The sequence below is a fragment of the Micromonospora sp. DT62 genome (genome assembly GCF_049847285.1).
Lineage (GTDB): Bacteria > Actinomycetota > Actinomycetes > Mycobacteriales > Micromonosporaceae > Micromonospora > Micromonospora reichwaldensis.
Window position 1 is genome coordinate 1 of record NZ_JBNCOB010000024.1, and the last position, 18573, is coordinate 18573.

Annotated in this window: 3 protein-coding genes; all 3 read left to right on the plus strand. The window is 75.3% G+C overall.

Features of this window, described 5'->3' with window-relative positions; translation table 11 throughout:
• On the plus strand, positions 1–2496 hold a 2496-nt coding region (locus tag ACPXCB_RS25575; protein ID WP_425878137.1), incomplete at its 5' end, for an SDR family NAD(P)-dependent oxidoreductase.
• A 47-nt stretch (positions 2497–2543) separates the two neighbouring features.
• Complete coding sequence (locus tag ACPXCB_RS25580; protein ID WP_425878139.1) at positions 2544–13490, plus strand: SDR family NAD(P)-dependent oxidoreductase; 10947 nt, start codon at positions 2544–2546, stop codon at positions 13488–13490.
• 36 nt (positions 13491–13526) lie between these two features.
• Entirely contained in the window at positions 13527–18527 is a 5001-nt protein-coding gene (locus ACPXCB_RS25585; protein WP_425878141.1) for a type I polyketide synthase, read from the plus strand.
• Positions 18528–18573: the final 46 nt, after the last annotated feature.

Here is an 18573-nt window from a genome sequence, read left to right on the forward strand (position 1 = left end):
CTGCGGCAGACCGTGCAGTTCGACGCCGCCGTGCGCGTCGCGGTCGCCGCCGGGCACACCACGTTCGTGGAGATCTCTCCGCATCCGGTGTTGACGATGCCGGTGACGGCGATCCTGGACGACGCCGGCGCCACTGGGCACACGCTGGGCAGCCTGCGTCGTGGTGATGACGACGCGACGCGGCTGCTGACGAACCTCGCCACCGCGCACACGATCGGCCTGCCGGTCGACCTGGGCACGGTCCTCGCCGAGACCGACGTCGTGGCGCTGCCCACGTACGCCTTCGACCGCAACCGCTTCTGGCCGACCGCGGTGACCGGGCAGGGCGACACCGAGGAGACCCCGAGCGGCGTCGACTCCGCGTTCTGGGCGGCCGTCGAAAGTGAGGACCTGGCCGCGCTCGCGGAACTCACCGAGCAGGAGGCGGCGGACTCCCTGGAACGGCTGGGCGCCGCACTGCCGGTGCTCGCCTCCTGGCGGCGGCAGCAGCGCAACCGGTCCAGCCTCGACGACCTGCGGTACCGCAGCGTCTGGCAGCCGTACACCGGGACGCCGGTCAGCTTCCTGCCCGGCGCCTGGTGGGTCGTCGCCGACGAGCGGCACCCGGAGGAGGGCGAGGCCGCGATCGTCGAGCTGACCCGCCGGGGCGCCGACGTCCGACTGGTGCTGGTGCCGGAGAACCTGACCGACCGGGCCGCCCTCACCGCGCACCTGAGCGGTGCCGTCCGCACCCCCGACGGCGTACCGGCTCCGGTGGACGGGGTGCTGTCGCTGCTCGCCCTCGCCGACGGCGCGGTCGACGACACCCAGCCGGTGCCGCCCTTCCTCGCCCGCTCGCTGGCGCTGATCCAGGCGCTCGGGGACCTCGACGTGGCCGCGCCGCTGTGGTGCGTCACCCGGGGCGCCGCCGGTACCACCCGCAGCGGCACGCCCGGCCGGCCGGAGCAGTCGCTGCTCTGGGGCCTCGGCCGGGTCGTGGCCCTCGAACACCCCGAGCGGTGGGGCGGCCTGGTCGACGTGCCGGCCACCCTGGACGACCACGGCTGGGACCTGCTCTGCGCCGCGCTCGCCGGCCTCGACGGCGAGGATCAGCTCGCGGTCGACGGCGCCACCATCCTCGTCCGCCGGCTGGTGCGGGCGCCCGGCGGCGAGGCGGCCACCGACGAGGCCGGCTACCCGGGCACGACCCTGGTCACCGGCGGCACCGGCGCGCTCGGCGCGGAGGTGGCCCGCTGGCTGGCCGCCCGGGGCGCCGAGCACCTGATGCTGGTGAGCCGTCGCGGCGCGGACGCTCCCGGCGCCACCGAACTGGCCCGGGAGCTGACCGGGGCGGGCACCCGGGTGACCGTCGCGGCCTGCGACGTGGCCGACCGGGCGGCGCTGGCGAAGCTGCTCGACGAGGTACCCGCCGACGCACCGCTGACCAGCGTGGTGCACGCGGCGGGCGTCCTGGAGGACGGGGTGCTCGACGGGCTCACCGCCGACCGCCTCGCCACCGTCCTGCGGCCCAAGGTGCTCGGCGCCCTGCACCTGCACGAGCTGACCGTCGGGCGGGAACTGCGCGCGTTCGTGCTGTTCTCCGCGCTGGCCGGCCAGCTCGGCGCCGCCGGTCAGGGCAGCTACGCCGCCGCCAACGCCTACCTCGACGCCCTCGCCGAGCAGCGGCACCGGCAGGGCCTGCCGGCCACCTCGGTCGCCTGGGGCCCCTGGGCGGCCGGCGGGATGGCCGCCACCGACCAGGCCGTGGAGGAACGCCGCCGCCGCACCGGCGTGGCCCGCCTCGACACCGAAGCCGCACTCACGGCGCTCGCGCAGTGCGTCGCGCGGGACGAGCCGGCGACGATGGTGGCCGGCATCGACTGGGCCCGCTACGTTCCCGGGTTCGTGGCCGTGCGGCCCAGCCCGCTCATCGCGGGCGTGGCCGAGGCACGGCGGGCCGTCGCCGAGCGGGCCGAGGACACCGGCGTCTCCGCGGAGTCCCTGGCCGCCCTGCTCGCCGGGCAGACCGACGCCGAACGACGCAAGACCCTGCTGGAGCTGGTACGCGGGCAGGCCGCCGCGGTCCTCGGCCACGCCTCGATGGACGCCGTCGAGCCGGACCGGGCGTTCCGCGAACTCGGCTTCGACTCGCTGACCGCCGTGGAGCTGCGCAACCGGCTCACCGCGGCGACCGGCGTCCGGCTGCCCGCCACGGTCGTCTTCGACTACCCGACCGCCGCAGGGCTGGCCGAGTACGTGCGGGCCGCCATCGTCGACGGCGGCGTGGTCGGGGTCGCACCGGTCTTCGGTGAGCTGGACAGGTTGGAAGCGGCGCTCTCCGGCTCGGCGCCGGACCGCAGCGCCCGAATTCGGATCACCGAGCGGCTGCGGGCGCTGCTGGCCTCCCTCAACGAGGCCGACGCGCCGGCGGACGGCGACACCGTCGCCGAGAAGCTCCAGGACGCGACGCCGGACGAGGTCTTCGACTTCATCGACCGCGAGCTGGGGATGTCCTGACGTGATCGCTGCTGCGACGACGGGTCAACACAAGGAGTGCGCGGTCCATGGCTGACGAGGCGAAGCTTCTCGACTACCTCAAGCGGGTCACCGCTGACCTGCACCAGGTGCGCCAGCGCCTGCGCGAGGTGGAGGCCGGTGAACAGGAACCGGTCGCCATCGTCTCCATGAGCTGCCGCTATCCCGGCGGGGTGCGGTCGCCCGAGGACCTGTGGGAGGTCGTCGCGTCCGGCCGGGACGTGGTCTCCGACTTCCCGGAGGACCGCGGCTGGGACCTCGGGTCGCTCTACGACAGCGACCCGGAGCAGAGCGGCACGTCGTACACGCGGCAGGGCGGCTTCGTCCACGACCTGGCCGACTTCGACCCGGGCTTCTTCGCGATCTCCCCCCGGGAGGCGCTGGCGATGGACCCGCAGCAGCGCTGGCTGCTGGAGACCTCGTGGGAGGCCCTGGAGCGGGCCGGCATCGACCCGCACTCGCTGAAGGGCAGCCGCACCGGCGTCTTCGCCGGCAGCACCGGCCAGGACTACGGCACCGTGCTGATGGGTGCCGCTCAGGGCCTCGAAGGGCACCTGATGACCGGCAACGCCGGCAGCGTGGTCTCCGGCCGGATCGCCTACACCTTCGGGCTGGAGGGGCCGGCGGTCACCATCGACACCGCCTGCTCGTCGTCCCTGGTCGCCCTGCACCTCGCGGGGCAGGCGTTGCGGCAGCGCGAGTGCACCCTGGCCATCGTCGCCGGGGTCACCGCCATGTGCACCCCGGCCGCCTTCGTCGAGTTCTCCCGGCAGCGCGGCCTCGCCGCCGACGGCCGGTGCAAGGCGTTCGCCGCCGCCGCCGACGGGACCGGCTGGTCCGAGGGCGTCGGCGTCCTGGTGCTGGAGCGGCTGTCGGACGCGCAGCGCAACGGCCACCCGATCCTCGCCGTGGTGCGGGGCAGCGCGGTGAACCAGGACGGCGCCTCCAACGGCCTGAGCGCCCCGAACGGGCCGTCGCAGCAGCGGGTGATCCAGCAGGCCCTGGCCAACGCCGGTCTCGCCGCCGGCGGCGTGGACGTGGTCGAGGCGCACGGCACCGGCACCCGGCTCGGCGACCCGATCGAGGCGCAGGCGCTGCTCGCCACGTACGGGCAGGACCGGGGGGACTCGGCGCCGCTGCTGCTCGGGTCGGTCAAGTCGAACATCGGGCACGCCCAGGCCGCCGCCGGGGTCGCCGGTGTGATCAAGATGGTCATGGCGATGCGGCACGGCGTCGTCCCGCCCACCCTGCACGTGGACGAGCCGACGCCCGAGGTCGACTGGTCGGCCGGCGAGGTGTCGCTGGTGACCGAGGCGACGCCGTGGCCGGCGGTGGGCCGCCCGCGCCGCTCGGCGGTCTCCTCGTTCGGGGTGTCCGGCACCAACGCGCACACCATCCTGGAGCAGGCCCCGGCGCCCCAGCAGTCCCCGTCGGCCGCCGCCGCGCCGGTGGTCGAGCGGCCGGTCGTGCCGGTGCCGGTGTCGGCCCGGGACGCCGCCGGCCTCGCCGCGCAGGCGGGCCGCTGGGCGGCCCGGATCGCCGCCGACGAGACCCTGCGCCCCCTGGACGTGGCGTTCTCGTCGGTCATCTCCCGCTCCACCCTGGACCACCGGGCCGTGGTCTCCGCGACCGGCCGCGACGACCTGCTGGCCGGGCTGCGCGCCCTCGCCGCCGGGGAGCCGTCGGGCGCCGTCGTCACGGGCCAGGCCGGCGGCCGGGGAACGCTGGCGGTGCTCTTCTCCGGCCAGGGCGCGCAGCGTGCCGGCATGGGTCGGGAGTTGTACGCCGAGTTCCCGGTCTTCGCCGCCGCGCTCGACGAGGTGTGCGTGTACCTCGACGCGCTGCTGCCGCGCCCGCTGAAGGACGTGCTGTTCGCTCCCGAGGGTTCCGCCGAGGCGGAGCTGCTGGACCAGACCGCGTTCACCCAGGCCGGTCTGTTCGCCGTCGAGGTGGCGTTGTTCCGGCTCGTGGAGTCCTTCGGGATCGCACCGGACTTCGTGGGCGGCCACTCGATCGGCGAGGTCGCGGCGGCGCACGTGGCCGGGGTGCTGTCGCTGGCCGATGCGGCGGCGCTGGTGGCGGCGCGGGGCCGGCTGATGCAGGCGCTGCCTACCGGCGGCGGGATGCTCGCCGTCGCGGCCACCGAGGCCGACGTCCTCGCCACGCTCGACGGGCTCGCCGACGTGGGGATCGCGGCCGTCAATGGGCCGACCTCGGTGGTCGTCTCCGGTGCCGTCGACGCGCTGGACGAGGTGGAGCGGCTCTGGCGGGAGCGGGGCGTGCGCACGCGTCGGCTCACGGTCAGCCACGCGTTCCACAGTCCGCTGATGGAGCCGATGCTCGCCGAGTTCCGGACGGTCCTGGACGGGCTGGAGTTCTCCGCGCCGGCGCTGCCGATCGTGTCGAACGTGACCGGGGCGCTCGCCGACGCCGACGAGATCCGCAGCGCCGACTACTGGGTGCGCCACGTGCGGCAGGCCGTGCGTTTCGCCGACGGGGTCGCCGCGCTGCGCGCCGCCGGGGCGGACACGTTCCTGGAGGTCGGGCCGCAGAGCGTACTGACCGCAATGGCGGCGGACATCCTGCCCGGCGACGACGGCGTGCTGGCCGTCGCCGTGCAGCGCAAGGACCGGCCCGCCGTGCACGCGCTGCTGGCCGGGCTGGCCGAGCTGCACGCGTACGGGGTGGCCGTCGATTGGCAGCCGTGGTTCGCCGACACCGGCGCGCGGCGGGTGGACCTGCCCACGTACGCGTTCCAGCACCAGCGCTACTGGCCCGAGGCGGGCGCCGGGTGGACCGGCGACGTCACCGCGTTCGGCCTGCGGCCCGCGCAACACCCCCTGCTCGGGGCCGCCGTCGGCGTCGCGCACGCCGAGGGCTTCCTGTTCACCGGCCGGCTGGCCCGGCGTACCCACCCGTGGATCTCCGACCACGTCGTCTTCGACACCGTGCTGCTGCCCGGCACGGGCTTCGTCGAACTCGCCCTCCAGGCGGGCGCGCACGTCGGCGCTGACCACGTCCGCGAACTCACCTTGGAGTCGCCGCTGATCCTGCCGGAGACCGGGGGCGTCGACATCCAGCTCTGGATCGGCCCGGCGGACGAGACCGGCTGCCGGTCCGTGTCGCTGCACTCCGCCCAGGACGGCGAGCCGGCCGAGGGCGAGCGGGCCTGGACCCGCAACGCCAGCGGCGTGCTGGCCAGCGGCCCGGCCGTGCCGAACGGCCCCGCCGGCTGGTCCGACCTGACCACCTGGCCCCCGCCGGGCGCGACCGAGGTCGGCACCGACGACCTCTACCTGAACCTCGCCGCCCAGGGCTACGACTACGGCCCGTCGTTCATCGCCCTGCGTTCCGCCTGGCGGCGCGGCGACGACCTCTTCGCCGAGCTGGCGCTGCCCGAGGCCCCCGCCGCCGAGGCCGGCGGGTACGGCCTGCACCCGGCCCTGCTAGACGCGGCGCTGCACACCCTCGGCCTGACCACGCCGGCCGGGGAGCCCTCCGGGGCGGACATGCCGTCGGGGTACGGCCGGCTGCCGTTCTCCTGGAACGACGTCGCCCTGCACGGCGCCGGCGCCGCGGCGGCCCGCGTCCGGGTCTCGCACACCGGCCCCGACAGCATCTCGCTGCTGCTCACCGACGTCACCGGGGCGCCCGTCATCTCCGTCGGCTCCCTGGTCCTGCGGCCGGTCTCCGCCGACCAGCTCCGTACCGCCGGGGGCGGCGGCGCCGAGTCGCTGTTCCGGGTGGAGTGGGCCCCCCTCGCGCTGCCCGCCGGCCCGTCCACCGTCGACTGGGCGGTCATCGGCGACGCGGCGGCGCTCACCGACGCGGTCGCCGCCACCGGCACGACCGTGACGGCGTACGCCGACCTGACCGCCCTGGCCACGGCGATGGACGACGGGACGGGCACGCCCGGCGTGCTGCTCGTGCCGTTCCTCGACCCGCCCGCGTCGGCGGACGTGCCCGGGGCCGTCGCCGAGGTGACCCACCGGGCGCTCGCCGTGCTCCAGCAGTTCCTCGCCGACGACCGCTACGCGGACTCCCGGCTGGTGGTGCTGACCTCGGGCGCGGTCGCCACCGATTGGGACACCGACCTGACCGACCTGGCCGGCGCCGCCGTGATCGGCCTGCTCCGCTCCGCCCAGTCGGAGAACCCCGACCGGTTCGTGCTGGTCGACGTCGACGACCTCACCGGCTCCGCCGCCGCGCTCGTCCCGGCCGTCGCCACCGACGAGCCGCAGGTCGTGATCCGGGCGGGCGTCGCCGCCGGCGCCCGGCTCACCCGGGTCCCCGCCCCGACCGAGCCGCCGGCCGCCCCGTTCGACTCCGACGGCACCGTCCTGATCACCGGCGCCACCGGCACCCTCGGCCAGCTCATGAGCCGGCACCTCGTGGACACGTACGGCGTCCGGCACCTGATCCTCACCAGCCGACGCGGCCGCGCCGCCGGGGGCGTCGCGGAGCTCTGCGCCGAGTTGGAGGCGCTCGGCGTGAGCGTCACCGTCGCCGCCTGCGACGTCGCCGACCGCGGCGCCGTGGCCGAGCTGCTGGCCGGCATCCCGGCGGAGCACCCGCTCACCGCCGTCATCCACGCCGCCGGCGTCCGCGACGACGGCGTCATCTCCTCGCTCACCCCCGAGCGGATGGACGGCGTGCTGCGGCCCAAGGTCGACGCCGCCTGGCACCTGCACGAGCTGACCGCCGACCTCGACCTGAAGGCGTTCGTCTCGTACTCCTCCCTCGCCGCCACCGCCGGCGGCCCGGGCCAGGGCAACTACGCCGCCGCCAACGCGTTCCTCGACGGGCTGGCCCAGCACCGCAAGGCGCGCGGCCTCGCCGCCCTCACCCTCGCCTGGGGCCTCTGGGCCGACCGCAGCGGCATGACCACCGAGCTGGACGACGTCCACCTCAACCGGATCTCCCGCTCCGGCGTCGCCGCCATGGAGGCCGAGGAGGGGCTCGCCCTCTTCGACGCGGCCTGCCGCACCACCGACGCCGCGCTCGTCCCGGCCCGGCTGGACCTCGCCGCGATGAAGGTGCAGTTCGCCGGCGGGAGCATCCCGCCGCTGTACCGGGCGCTGATCCGCATGCCCGCCCGCGCCGCCGCGGCCACCACCGGCGCGTCGCTCGTGCAGCAGCTCGCCGGGCTCGGCGACGCCGAGCGGGCCGCCGCGCTGGTCGAGATCGTCCGGGGCCAGGCCGCCGCCGTGCTCGGCTACCCCGACCCGGCGGCCATCGAGCCGCGCCGGGCGTTCAGCGAGTTCGGCTTCGACTCGCTCACCGCCGTCGAGATGCGCAACCGGCTCAACAACGCCTTCGGGATGCGGCTGCCGGCCACCCTCGTCTTCGACTACCCGACCCCGCACGACCTGGCGGCCTTCCTGGGTACGGAGATCGCCGGCACCCCGGTCCCCGTGCGACCCACGACGACCGCCGTGTCGGTCGGCGACGACGAGCCCCTGGCGATCATCGGCATGGCCTGCCGGCTGCCCGGCGGCGTGTGGTCGCCCGACGACCTGTGGCGGCTGGTGGTCGACGGCGTCGACGCGATCAGCGACCTGCCGACCGACCGGGGCTGGGACCTCGACAGCCTCTACAGCCCCGACCCGGATGCCCCCGGCACCTTCTACGCCCGGGGCGGCGGCTTCCTCAGCGGCGTCGACCGCTTCGACCCCGGCTTCTTCGGCATCTCGCCCCGCGAGGCCCTGGCCATGGACCCGCAGCAGCGGCTGCTGCTGGAGACCACCTGGGAGTCCTTCGAGTCCGCCGGCATCGACCCGGCCGACGTACGGGGCAGCAGCACCGGCGTCTTCGTCGGCACCAGCGGCCAGGACTACGGCTCGCTGCTCGCGTACTCGCCGGAGGCCGCCGAGGGCTACATGCTGACCGGGATGACCAGCAGCGTCATCTCGGGACGGGTGGCGTACACGTTCGGGCTGGAGGGGCCGGCGGTGTCGCTGGACACCGCCTGCTCGTCCTCCCTCGTCGCGCTGCACTGGGCCGGTCAGGCGCTGCGGCGCGGCGAGTGCGACATGGCCCTCGCCGGCGGCGTCATGGTGATGGCCACCCCGACCGCGTTCGTCGAGTTCTCCCGGCAGCGCGGCCTGGCCGCCGACGGCCGGTGCAAGTCGTTCGCCGCGTCCGCCGACGGCACCGGCTGGTCCGAGGGCGTCGGCATGCTGCTCGTGCAGCGGCTCTCCGACGCCCGCCGGCAGGGCCGCACCGTGTACGCGGTGGTGCGCGGCTCCGCGATCAACCAGGACGGCGCCTCCAATGGGCTGACCGCCCCGAACGGCCCCTCGCAGCAGCGGGTGATCCGGCAGGCCCTCGCGTCGGCGCGGCTCACGACCGCCGACGTGGACGTGGTCGAGGCGCACGGCACGGGCACCACCCTCGGCGACCCGATCGAGGCGCAGGCCCTGCTCGCCACGTACGGGCGGGAGCGGCCCGCCGACCGACCGCTGCTGCTCGGCTCGATCAAGTCGAACATCGGCCACGCCCAGGCCGCCGCCGGTGTCGCCGGCGTGATCAAGATGGTGCAGGCCATCCGGCACGGCCTCGTCCCGGCGACGCTGCACGTGGACGAGCCGTCCCCGCACATCGACTGGACCTCCGGCGCCGTCGAACTGGCGACGGAGTCGCGGCCGTGGCCGGCGGTGGACCGGCCGCGCCGGGCGGCGGTGTCCTCGTTCGGCATCTCCGGCACCAACGCCCACGTGATCATCGAGCAGGCCGACGAGCCGCAGGCCGTGGCTCCGGCCGAGCCCGGCCCCGGGCTCGTGACCGCCGACGCGGTGCTGTGGTCGCTGTCGGGGCGGTCGAAGGGCGCCCTGACCGGCCAGGCGGCCCGCCTGGCGGAGTACGTGCGCGAGCACGGCGACATCGACGCGGCGGCGGTGGGCTGGTCCCTCGCCGCCACCCGGTCGGTGTTCGACCAGCGGGCGGCCGTCGTCGGGTCGAGCACGGAGGAGCTGCTGGCGGGGCTGGACGCCCTGGCGTCCGGGTCACCGGCTGGCAACGTCGTCGCCGGCACCGCCACGCCTCACGGCGCGGGTCCGGTGTTCGTGTTCCCGGGTCAGGGTGCGCAGTCGGCGCGGATGGCGGCCGGTCTCGTCGGTCGTACGCCGGTGTTCGACGCGCGGCTGGCGGAGTGCCAGCGGGCCCTCGCCCCGTACCTGGACGTGGACCTCGTCTCGGTGTTGACCGGCGACGACGAGTCGTGGTTGGCGCGCGTCGAGGTCGTGCAGCCGGTGCTGTGGGCTGTCGGCATGGCCCTCGCCGCGGTGTGGCAGCACGCCGGTGTGGTTCCGGCGGCGGTGGTCGGTCACTCGCAGGGGGAGATCGGTGCCGCGTGCGTGGCCGGGATCCTGTCTCTGGAGGACGCGGCGAAGGCCGTCGCGCTGCGGTCGCGGGCGCTGACGGTGCTGCGGGGCACCGGGACGATGGCCTCGGTGGACCTGTCGGCCGAGGCGGTGGCCGAGCGGCTGCCGGCGTTCCCGGGTGTCGGGGTGGCGGCGGTGAACGGCCCGTCCACCGTCGTGGTGTCGGGTCCGCCGCAGCCGGTCGCCGACCTGGTCGAGTCGTGCCAGGCCGACGGGGTGCGCGCCCGGTTGATCCCGGTGGACTACGCGTCGCACTCCGTGGCGGTGCAGGACGTCGCCGAGCAACTGCGCGCCGATCTCGCCGACGTCGCGCCGCAGCAGGGCCACACCCGGCTGGTGTCGACGTTGACGGGGGACTGGGTCGACCCGGCGTCGATGACGGCCGGCTACTGGTACGACAACCTGCGGCAGACCGTGCAGTTCGACGCCGCCGTGCGCGTCGCGGTCGCCGCCGGGCACACCACGTTCGTCGAGATCTCCCCGCATCCGGTGTTGACGATGCCGGTGACGGCGATCCTGGACGACGCCGGCGCGACCGGGCACACGCTGGGCAGCCTGCGTCGTGGCGACGACGACGCGACGCGGCTGCTGACGAACCTCGCCACCGCCCACACGATCGGCCTGCCGGTCGACCTGGGCACGGTCCTCGCCGAGACCGCCGTCATGGCGCTGCCCACGTACGCCTTCGACCACCAGCGGTACTGGGTCGAGCCGCCGCTGCACCGGGCGCAGGACGTCAGCTCCGCCGGCCTCCAGGACGCCGGGCACCCGCTGCTCAGCGCCACGCTGACCTTCCCCGACAGCGAGCGGATGGTCTTCACCGGGCGGCTGTCGGTGCGTACCCACCCGTGGCTCGGCGAGCACCGGGTGATGGACAACATCCTGCTGCCCGGCACCGCCTTCGTCGAACTGGCCACGTACGCCGGTGAGCAGGCCGGCTGCCCGACGGTGGAGGAGCTGACCCTGCTCGCCCCGCTCGTCCTGCCCGAACTCGGCGCGCTCCAGGTGCAGCTGATGGTCGGCGACCGGGACGACGACGGGCGGCGCACCGTCCAGCTCTACTCCCGGCCCTACCGGGACGGCTCCGACGAGATCCTGGCCGACGTCGCCTGGACCTGCCACGCCACCGGCCTGCTCGGTCCGCAGCCGGCCGACGCCGCGCCCGCGTTCGACCTGGGGGTGTGGCCGCCGCCCGGCGCGACGCGCGTCGAGGCCGACGACTTCTACTCCGGCATCGAGGCGACCGTCTTCGGGTACGGCCCGGCGTTCCGTGGCCTGCGCGCCGCGTGGACCCGCGACGACGAGGTCTTCGCCGAGGTCGAACTGCCCGCCGACCACCACGCCGAGGCCGGCCGCTTCGGGGTGCACCCGGCGCTACTGGACGGCGCGTTGCAGGCCATGTCGATCGGCGGCTTCCTCGGCCGGATGGGCGACGGCGCCGACGCCAGCGTGCCCCGCCTGCCGTTCGCCTGGACCGGGGTGTCGCTGCTCGCCGCCGGGGCCACCGCCCTGCGCGTACGCGTCGCCGCCGCCGGCGAGGTCGGCGTCTCCTTCCAGGTGGCCGACGCCACCGGCGCCCCGGTGCTGCACGTCGACTCGCTGATCATGCGCCGGGTCTCCGGCGACTCGCTCGGCGCGGCCCGCTCCGGCCGGCACGAGTCGCTGTTCCAGGTGGACTGGCCGGCGCTGCCGGTGCCCACCGGCCCCGTGCCGGCGGCCACCCGCTGGGTGGCGCTCGGCGACGACCTGGCGCTCAGCGCCGCCTGCGAGGCGGCCGGCGCCCGGGTGCGTACCGACGTCGACCTCGACTCGCTGGGCGACCTGCTCGCGGGGGGTGAGCCGGCGCCCGAGGCGGTGATCGTGCCGATCGGCGACGCCGGAGACCCGACGGACCCGGCGCTGGCCGGGCAGGCGCGGGCCACCACGCACCGTACCCTCGCCGCGTTGCGGACCTGGCTCGCCGACGACCGGTTCGCCGAGTCCCGGCTGGTGCTGGTCACCCGCGACGCGGTCGCGGCGGGCGAGCAGCAGGTGGTCGACCTGCGCCAGGCCCCGGTCTGGGGTCTGCTGCGCACCGCCCAGCTCGAACACCCGGGCCGGTGCCAGCTCGTCGACCTCGACGACACCCCGGACAGCGCCACCGCGCTGGCCGCCGCGATCGCCTCCGGCGAGCCGCAGCTCGCCGTGCGGGCCGGGCAGGTGCGCACGCCACGGCTCGGGCGGGTCCCGGCCGGCGTCGAGCCGCTGCCCGGCGGGATCGACCCGGACGGCACCGTGCTGATCACCGGCGGCACGGGCGTGCTGGGCCGCATCCTGGCCCGCCACCTCGCCACCACCCACGGCGTGCGGCACCTGCTGCTGGCCGGGCGGCGCGGCGCGGCGGCCGAGGGGATCGACGACCTCGTCACCGAACTCGCCGGCGCCGGTACGGAGGTGACCGTCGCGGCCTGCGACGCCGCCGACCCCGACGCCCTGTCGGCGCTGCTGGCCGGGGTGCCCGCGGCGCACCCGCTCACCGCCGTGGTGCACGCCGCCGGTGTCCTCGACGACGGCGTGCTGGAGTCGATGACGCCCGAACGGGTGGACGCGGTCGCCGTGCCGAAGATCGACGCGGCGTGGCACCTGCACCGCCTCACGGCCGACGCGGACCTCGCGGCCTTCGTCCTGTTCTCCTCGGCGGCGGCCACCCTGGGCAGCGCCGGCCAGTCCAACTACGCCGCGTCGAACGCCTTCCTCGACGCCCTCGCGGCGCACCGCCGGGCCCGCGGGCTCGCCGGCATCTCGCTCGCGTGGGGCCTCTGGGAGCAGGCCAGCGGCATGACCGGCCACCTCGGCGACGACGACGTGCGGCGGATGGCCGAGCAGGGCGCCGCCGGCCTCGCCACCGAGCAGGCGCTGAACCTCTTCGACGCCGCGTGGCGGCTCGACGCGGCGGCCGTCGTGCCGATGCGCCTGGACGTCGGGACGCTGCGCGGGCAGGCCGAGGCCGGCACCCTCGCGCCGATGCTCCGGGCCCTGGTCCGGGTGCCGATGCGGCGCTCCGTCGACGCCACGGGCGCCCGCTCCGGCGGGGTGCAGCTCAGCCAGCGGCTCGCCGGCCTGGCCGGCCCGGAACGGCTCAAGGTGGTGCTCGACGTGGTACGGGCGAACATCGCCGCCGTCCTCGGCCACGCCGGTGCCGACGCCGTCGACCCGAACCGGCTCTTCACCGACCTGGGCTTCGACTCGCTCACCGCCGTCGACCTGCGCAACCGGCTCAACGGCCTGTCCGGGCTGCGGCTGCCGGCGACGCTGGTCTTCGACTACCCGACGCCGACCGCGCTCGCCGAGAAGCTGACCAGCGAGATCGCCGCCGACGCGGCGCCCTCCACGCAACCCCTCTTCCAGGGGATCGACACGGTGGAGAGCCTGCTCAACGCCATCCCGCTCGACCCGGCGGCCCGGGCCCGGTTCACCGCCCGGATGCAGGACCTGCTCGCCAAGGCGTCCGACCTGGCGGCCGGACCCGCCGCCGAACCGGACCGGCCTGACCTCGACTCGGCCAGCGACGACGAGATCTTCGACTTCATCAGCAAAGAGTTTGGAATCTCCTGAGATGACCAACCTTCCAATCGAGGCAGGTGCCCCCCGATGAGCGATGACAAGCTGCGGTACTTCCTCAAGCGGGTCACCGCCGACCTGCACGAGACCAAGCGCAAGCTGCAGACCGTCGAGGCGCGCGACCAGGAGCCCCTGGCCATCGTCTCGATGAGCTGCCGCTTCCCCGGTGGGGTCCGGTCGCCGGAAGCCCTGTGGGACCTCGTCGCCGACGGCCGGGACGCGCTCACCGAGTTCCCGGACGACCGGGGTTGGGACCTGGAGGCGCTCTACGACCCCGACCCCAACAAGCCGGGCAAGAGCTACACGCGCATCGGCGGGTTCCTCGACGGCGCCGGTGACTTCGACCCGTCCCTGTTCGGCATCTCGCCGCGTGAGGCCCTCGCCATGGACCCGCAGCAGCGGCTGCTGCTGGAGACGTCCTGGGAGGCCATCGAGCGTGCCGGCATCGACCCGCTGTCGCTGCGTGGCAGCTCCACCGGTGTCTTCGTCGGGCTGAGCACCTCGAACTACGGCATGGGTCTGCCGCACGTGCCCGAGGGCGTCGACATGTACATCGGCACCGGCAACACCACGAGCGTCGCGTCCGGCCGGATCTCGTTCACCCTCGGTCTCAACGGCCCCGCCGTCACCGTCGACACCGCCTGCTCCTCCTCGCTGGTGGCCCTGCACCTCGCCGTGAACGCGCTGCGCCGCGGCGAGTGCGACCTGGCCATCGCCGGTGGCGTCACCGTGATGGTCACCCCCGGCGTCTTCGTCGTCTTCTCCCGGCAGCGCGGCATGTCCGTCGACGGCCGGTGCAGGGCCTTCGCGGCCGGCGCGGACGGCACCGGCTGGGGCGAGGGCGGCGGCGTGCTCGTCGTGGAGCGGCTGGCCGACGCCGAGCGCAACGGCCACCCGATCCTCGCCGTGATCCGGGGCAGCGCCCTCAACCAGGACGGCGCGTCCAACGGGCTCACCGCCCCGAACGGCCCCTCCCAGCAGCGGGTCATCCGGCAGGCCCTCGCGAACGCCCGGCTCGGCACCGCCGACGTCGACATGGTCGAGGCGCACGGCACCGGCACCACCCTCGGCGACCCCATCGAGGCGCAGGCGCTCATCGCCACGTACGGGCAGGACCGGCCCGCCGACCGGCCGCTGTGGCTGGGCTCGGTGAAGTCGAACATCGGCCACACCCAGAGCGCCGCCGGCGTCGCCGGCCTGGTCAAGATGGTGATGGCGCTGCGCAACGGCGTCATGCCGGAGACCCTGCACGTTGACGAGCCCTCCCCGCACGTGGACTGGACCGCCGGGGCGGTCTCCCTGCTCACCGAGTCCAAGCCGTGGCCCGAGCTGGACCGCCCCCGCCGCGGCGGCGTCTCCTCATTCGGCGTCAGCGGCACCAACGCGCACGTGATCCTGGAGGAGTACCGGCCGCGCGTCGCCGAACCGGCGTCCGTCGACGGCGACGAGGCCGTCGAGGCCACCGCCGTCGAGCCCGCGCGACGCCCCGGCCTGGTCGGCTCGGACGTGACCCTCTGGCCGGTGTCGGCCCGGTCGCGCTCCGCCCTCGCCGGGCAGGCCGCCCGACTCGCGCGGCACGTGCGCGAGCACGGCGACCTCGCCCCGGCGGCCGTCGGCTGGTCGCTGACCACCACCCGGTCGACGTTCGACCACCGCGCCGCCGTGGTCGGCCTCGGCACCGACGAGCTGCTCGCCGGGCTGGACGCCCTCGCCGCCGGCCACCCGGCCGGCAACCTCGTCACCGGCACGGTCACCAGCGCCGGCGCCGGCCCCGTCTTCGTCTTCCCGGGCCAGGGTGCGCAGTCGGCGCGGATGGCCGCCGGCCTGGTCGGCCGGACGCCGGTGTTCGACGCGAAGCTGGCCGAGTGCCAGCGGGCCCTCGCCCCGTACCTGGACGTGGACCTCGTGTCGGTGCTGACCGGCGACGACGAGTCGTGGCTGGAGCGGGTCGAGGTCGTGCAGCCCGTGCTGTGGGCCGTCGGCATCGCCCTCGCGGCCGTGTGGCGCGCGGCGGGCGTCGTCCCGGACGCGGTCGTCGGCCACTCGCAGGGCGAGATCGGCGCGGCGTGCGTGGCCGGCATCCTCAGCCTGGAGGACGCCGCGAAGGCCGTGGCCCTGCGCTCGCGGGCGCTGACCGTGCTGCGCGGCACCGGCACGATGGCGTCGGTGGACCTGTCGGCCGACGCGGTCGCCGAGCGCCTGCCGGCGTTCCCGGGCGTCGGGGTGGCGGCGGTCAACGGCCCGTCCACCGTCGTGGTCTCCGGCCCGCCGCAGCCCGTCGCCGACCTCGTCGCGGCGTGCCAGGCCGAGGGCCTGCGCGGCCGGCTCATCCCCGTGGACTACGCCTCCCACTCCGAGGCCGTGCAGCAGGTCGCCGAGCAACTGCGCGCGGACCTGGCCGACGTCACCCCGCAGGCCGGCCACACCCGCCTCGTCTCCACGCTCACCGGGGACTGGGTCGACCCGGCCTCGATGACCGCGGACTACTGGTACGACAACCTGCGCCGCACCGTGCGGTTCGACGCCGCCGTCCGGACGGCGATCGCCGCCGGGCACACCACGTTCGTGGAGATCAGCCCGCACCCCGTGCTGACGATGCCGGTGACGGCGATCCTCGAGGACACCGGCGTCACCGGGCACACCCTGGGCAGCCTGCGCCGCGGCGACGACGACGCGACCCGGCTGCTGGCCAACCTCGCCACCGCGTACGCCATCGGCCTGCCCGTCGACCTGGCGAACGTCCTCGCCGAGACCGAGGTGGCGCCGCTGCCCACGTACGCCTTCGACCACCAGCGGTTCTGGCTGGACGGCAGCGGCGGCCCCGACCTGCAGAGCCTGCTCCAGGGCGCGGCCGGCGGCGACCCCAGCGACACGAGCTTCTGGGCGGCCGTGGAACGCGGGGACGTCACCGCCCTCGCCGAGACCATCGCCACCGAGGACACCCCGGCCCACGAGGTCCTCGACGCGCTGCTGCCGGCCCTGCCGCTGCTCACCTCCTGGCGCCGGCAGCGGCGCCGCCAGTCCGACATCGACAGCTGGCGCTACCAGGACACCTGGAAGCCGCTGACCGGCGTCGCCAACCGGGGCATGAGCGGCACCTGGGTCGTCGTCCTGCCCACCGGCGACATCATCGAGCCCTGGCAGGACGCCTGCGTCGAGGCGTTCGCGGCGGCCGGCGCGACGCTCGTCCCGGTGCCCGTCTCCACCCCCGACGTCGACCGCGACCAGTTCGGCAAGCTGCTCCAGGAGGCGCTCGCCGCCGCGCCGGGTGGCGACGACGCCGCCGCCGAGGTGACCGGCGTGGTCTCGCTGCTCGCGTTCGACGAGCTGGCGCACCCGCTGCACCCGTCGGTGCCCGGCGGCTTCGCCGCCACCGTGGCGCTCTTCCAGGCCCTCGGCGACCTCGGTTTGCGCGCCCCGATGTGGAGCGTCACCTCGGGCGCCGCGTCCGTCGGCATGGCCGACCTGCTGCGCTCCCCGGTGCAGTCGCTGGTCTGGGGCTTCGGCCGGGTCGCCGCGCTGGAGCACCCGCAGCGCTGGGGCGGTCTCGTGGACCTGCCGGAGGCCGTCGACGAGCGCTGCGCCGAGCTGCTGGTCGCGGCCCTCACCGCCGCCGGGGAGGAGGACCAGATCGCGGTACGCCCCGGCGGACTGCTCGCCCGCCGGCTCACCCGGGTCCCGCTCGGCGAGAGCCAGCCCGCGAACCCGTGGCAGCCGTACGGCACGGCGCTGGTCACCGGCGGCACGGGCGCGCTCGGTGGGCACGCCGCCCGCTGGCTGGCCCGCAGCGGCGTGGAGAACATCGTGGTCGTCAGCCGGCGGGGCATGGCCGCGCCGGGCGCGCAGCAGCTCGTCGACGACCTCACCGAGCTGGGCGCCCAGGCCACCGTGGTCGAGTGCGACGCCTCCGACCGGGACGCGCTGGCCGACCTGATCGACGCGATCCCCGCCGAGTACCCGCTCACCACGGTCGTGCACGCTTCCGCCGTGCTCGACGACGCCATGATCAACGACATCCGGCCGGAGCAGATCGAGCGGGTGCTCCAGGCCAAGGTCGACGTCGCGTACAACCTGCACGAGCTGACCCTCGACCACGAGCTGTCGGCGTTCATCATGTTCTCGTCCTTCGCCGGCAGCGTGGCCAGCTCCGGCGTCGGCAACTACGCCCCGAGCAACGCGTTCCTCGACGCCCTCGCCCAGCACCGGCGTGGCCTCGGCCTGACCGCCACCTCCATCGCCTGGGGGGCGTGGGCCGGCGGCGGCATGGCCGACGGGCTGCTCGGCGAGCTGCTGCACCGACACGGCGTACCCGAGATGACCCCCGAGGCGGCCATCGCCGCGCTGCACCAGGCCGTGGACCACGGTGAGGCGTTCCTGACCATCGCCGACATCGCCTGGGAACGGTTCTCCGTCGCCTTCACCGCCACCCGGCCCGGCCCGCTGATCAACGACCTGCCGGACGTGCGGCGGCTCGTCACGGCCGAGCAGGTGGCCAGCGTGGAGGCCGGCGACGGCCCGGAGACGTTGCAGGACCGGCTCGCCGGCCTGCCCGCCGCCGAGCGGCTCGCCGTGCTGCTCGGCCTCGTCCGCAGCCAGGTCGCCGCCGTGCTCAACTACCCGTCCGCCGAGTCGGTGGACGAGCACCGGGCGTTCCGGGAGCTGGGCTTCGACTCCGTCACCGCCGTCGAGCTGCGCAACCGGCTCGGCTCGGCCACCGGCGTGGCCCTGCCGGTCACCCTGGTCTTCGACTACCCGACCCCGACGACCCTGGCGGAGTACCTCTTCGCCGAGGTCGCCCACGACGACGTGGTCACCCCGACCGCCCTCCTCGACGATCTGGACCGGATCGCCGACAGCCTCGACGTGGTGGCGCGGGACGAGGCGGCCCGGGTGCGGGCCACCGTACGCCTGCAGGCGATGCTGTCCCGGCTCGCCCAGGACAGCGGTGGCGCCGACATCGGCCGGCACCTCGACGACGCCACCGACGACGAGTTGTTCGCGATGGTCGACAAGGACCTCGGCATCTCCTGACCTTCCAGCTCCAGCTCTCTCCCGTCCCTTTCGAGGAAGCGGCACT

What these genes read in the sequence shown, in the direction of transcription:
- ACPXCB_RS25580 (WP_425878139.1), top strand. Translation starts at nt 2,544, where the DNA reads ATGGCTGACGAGGCGAAGCTTCTCGACTACCTCAAGCGGGTCACCGCT.
- ACPXCB_RS25585 (WP_425878141.1), top strand. Translation starts at nt 13,527, where the DNA reads ATGAGCGATGACAAGCTGCGGTACTTCCTCAAGCGGGTCACCGCCGAC.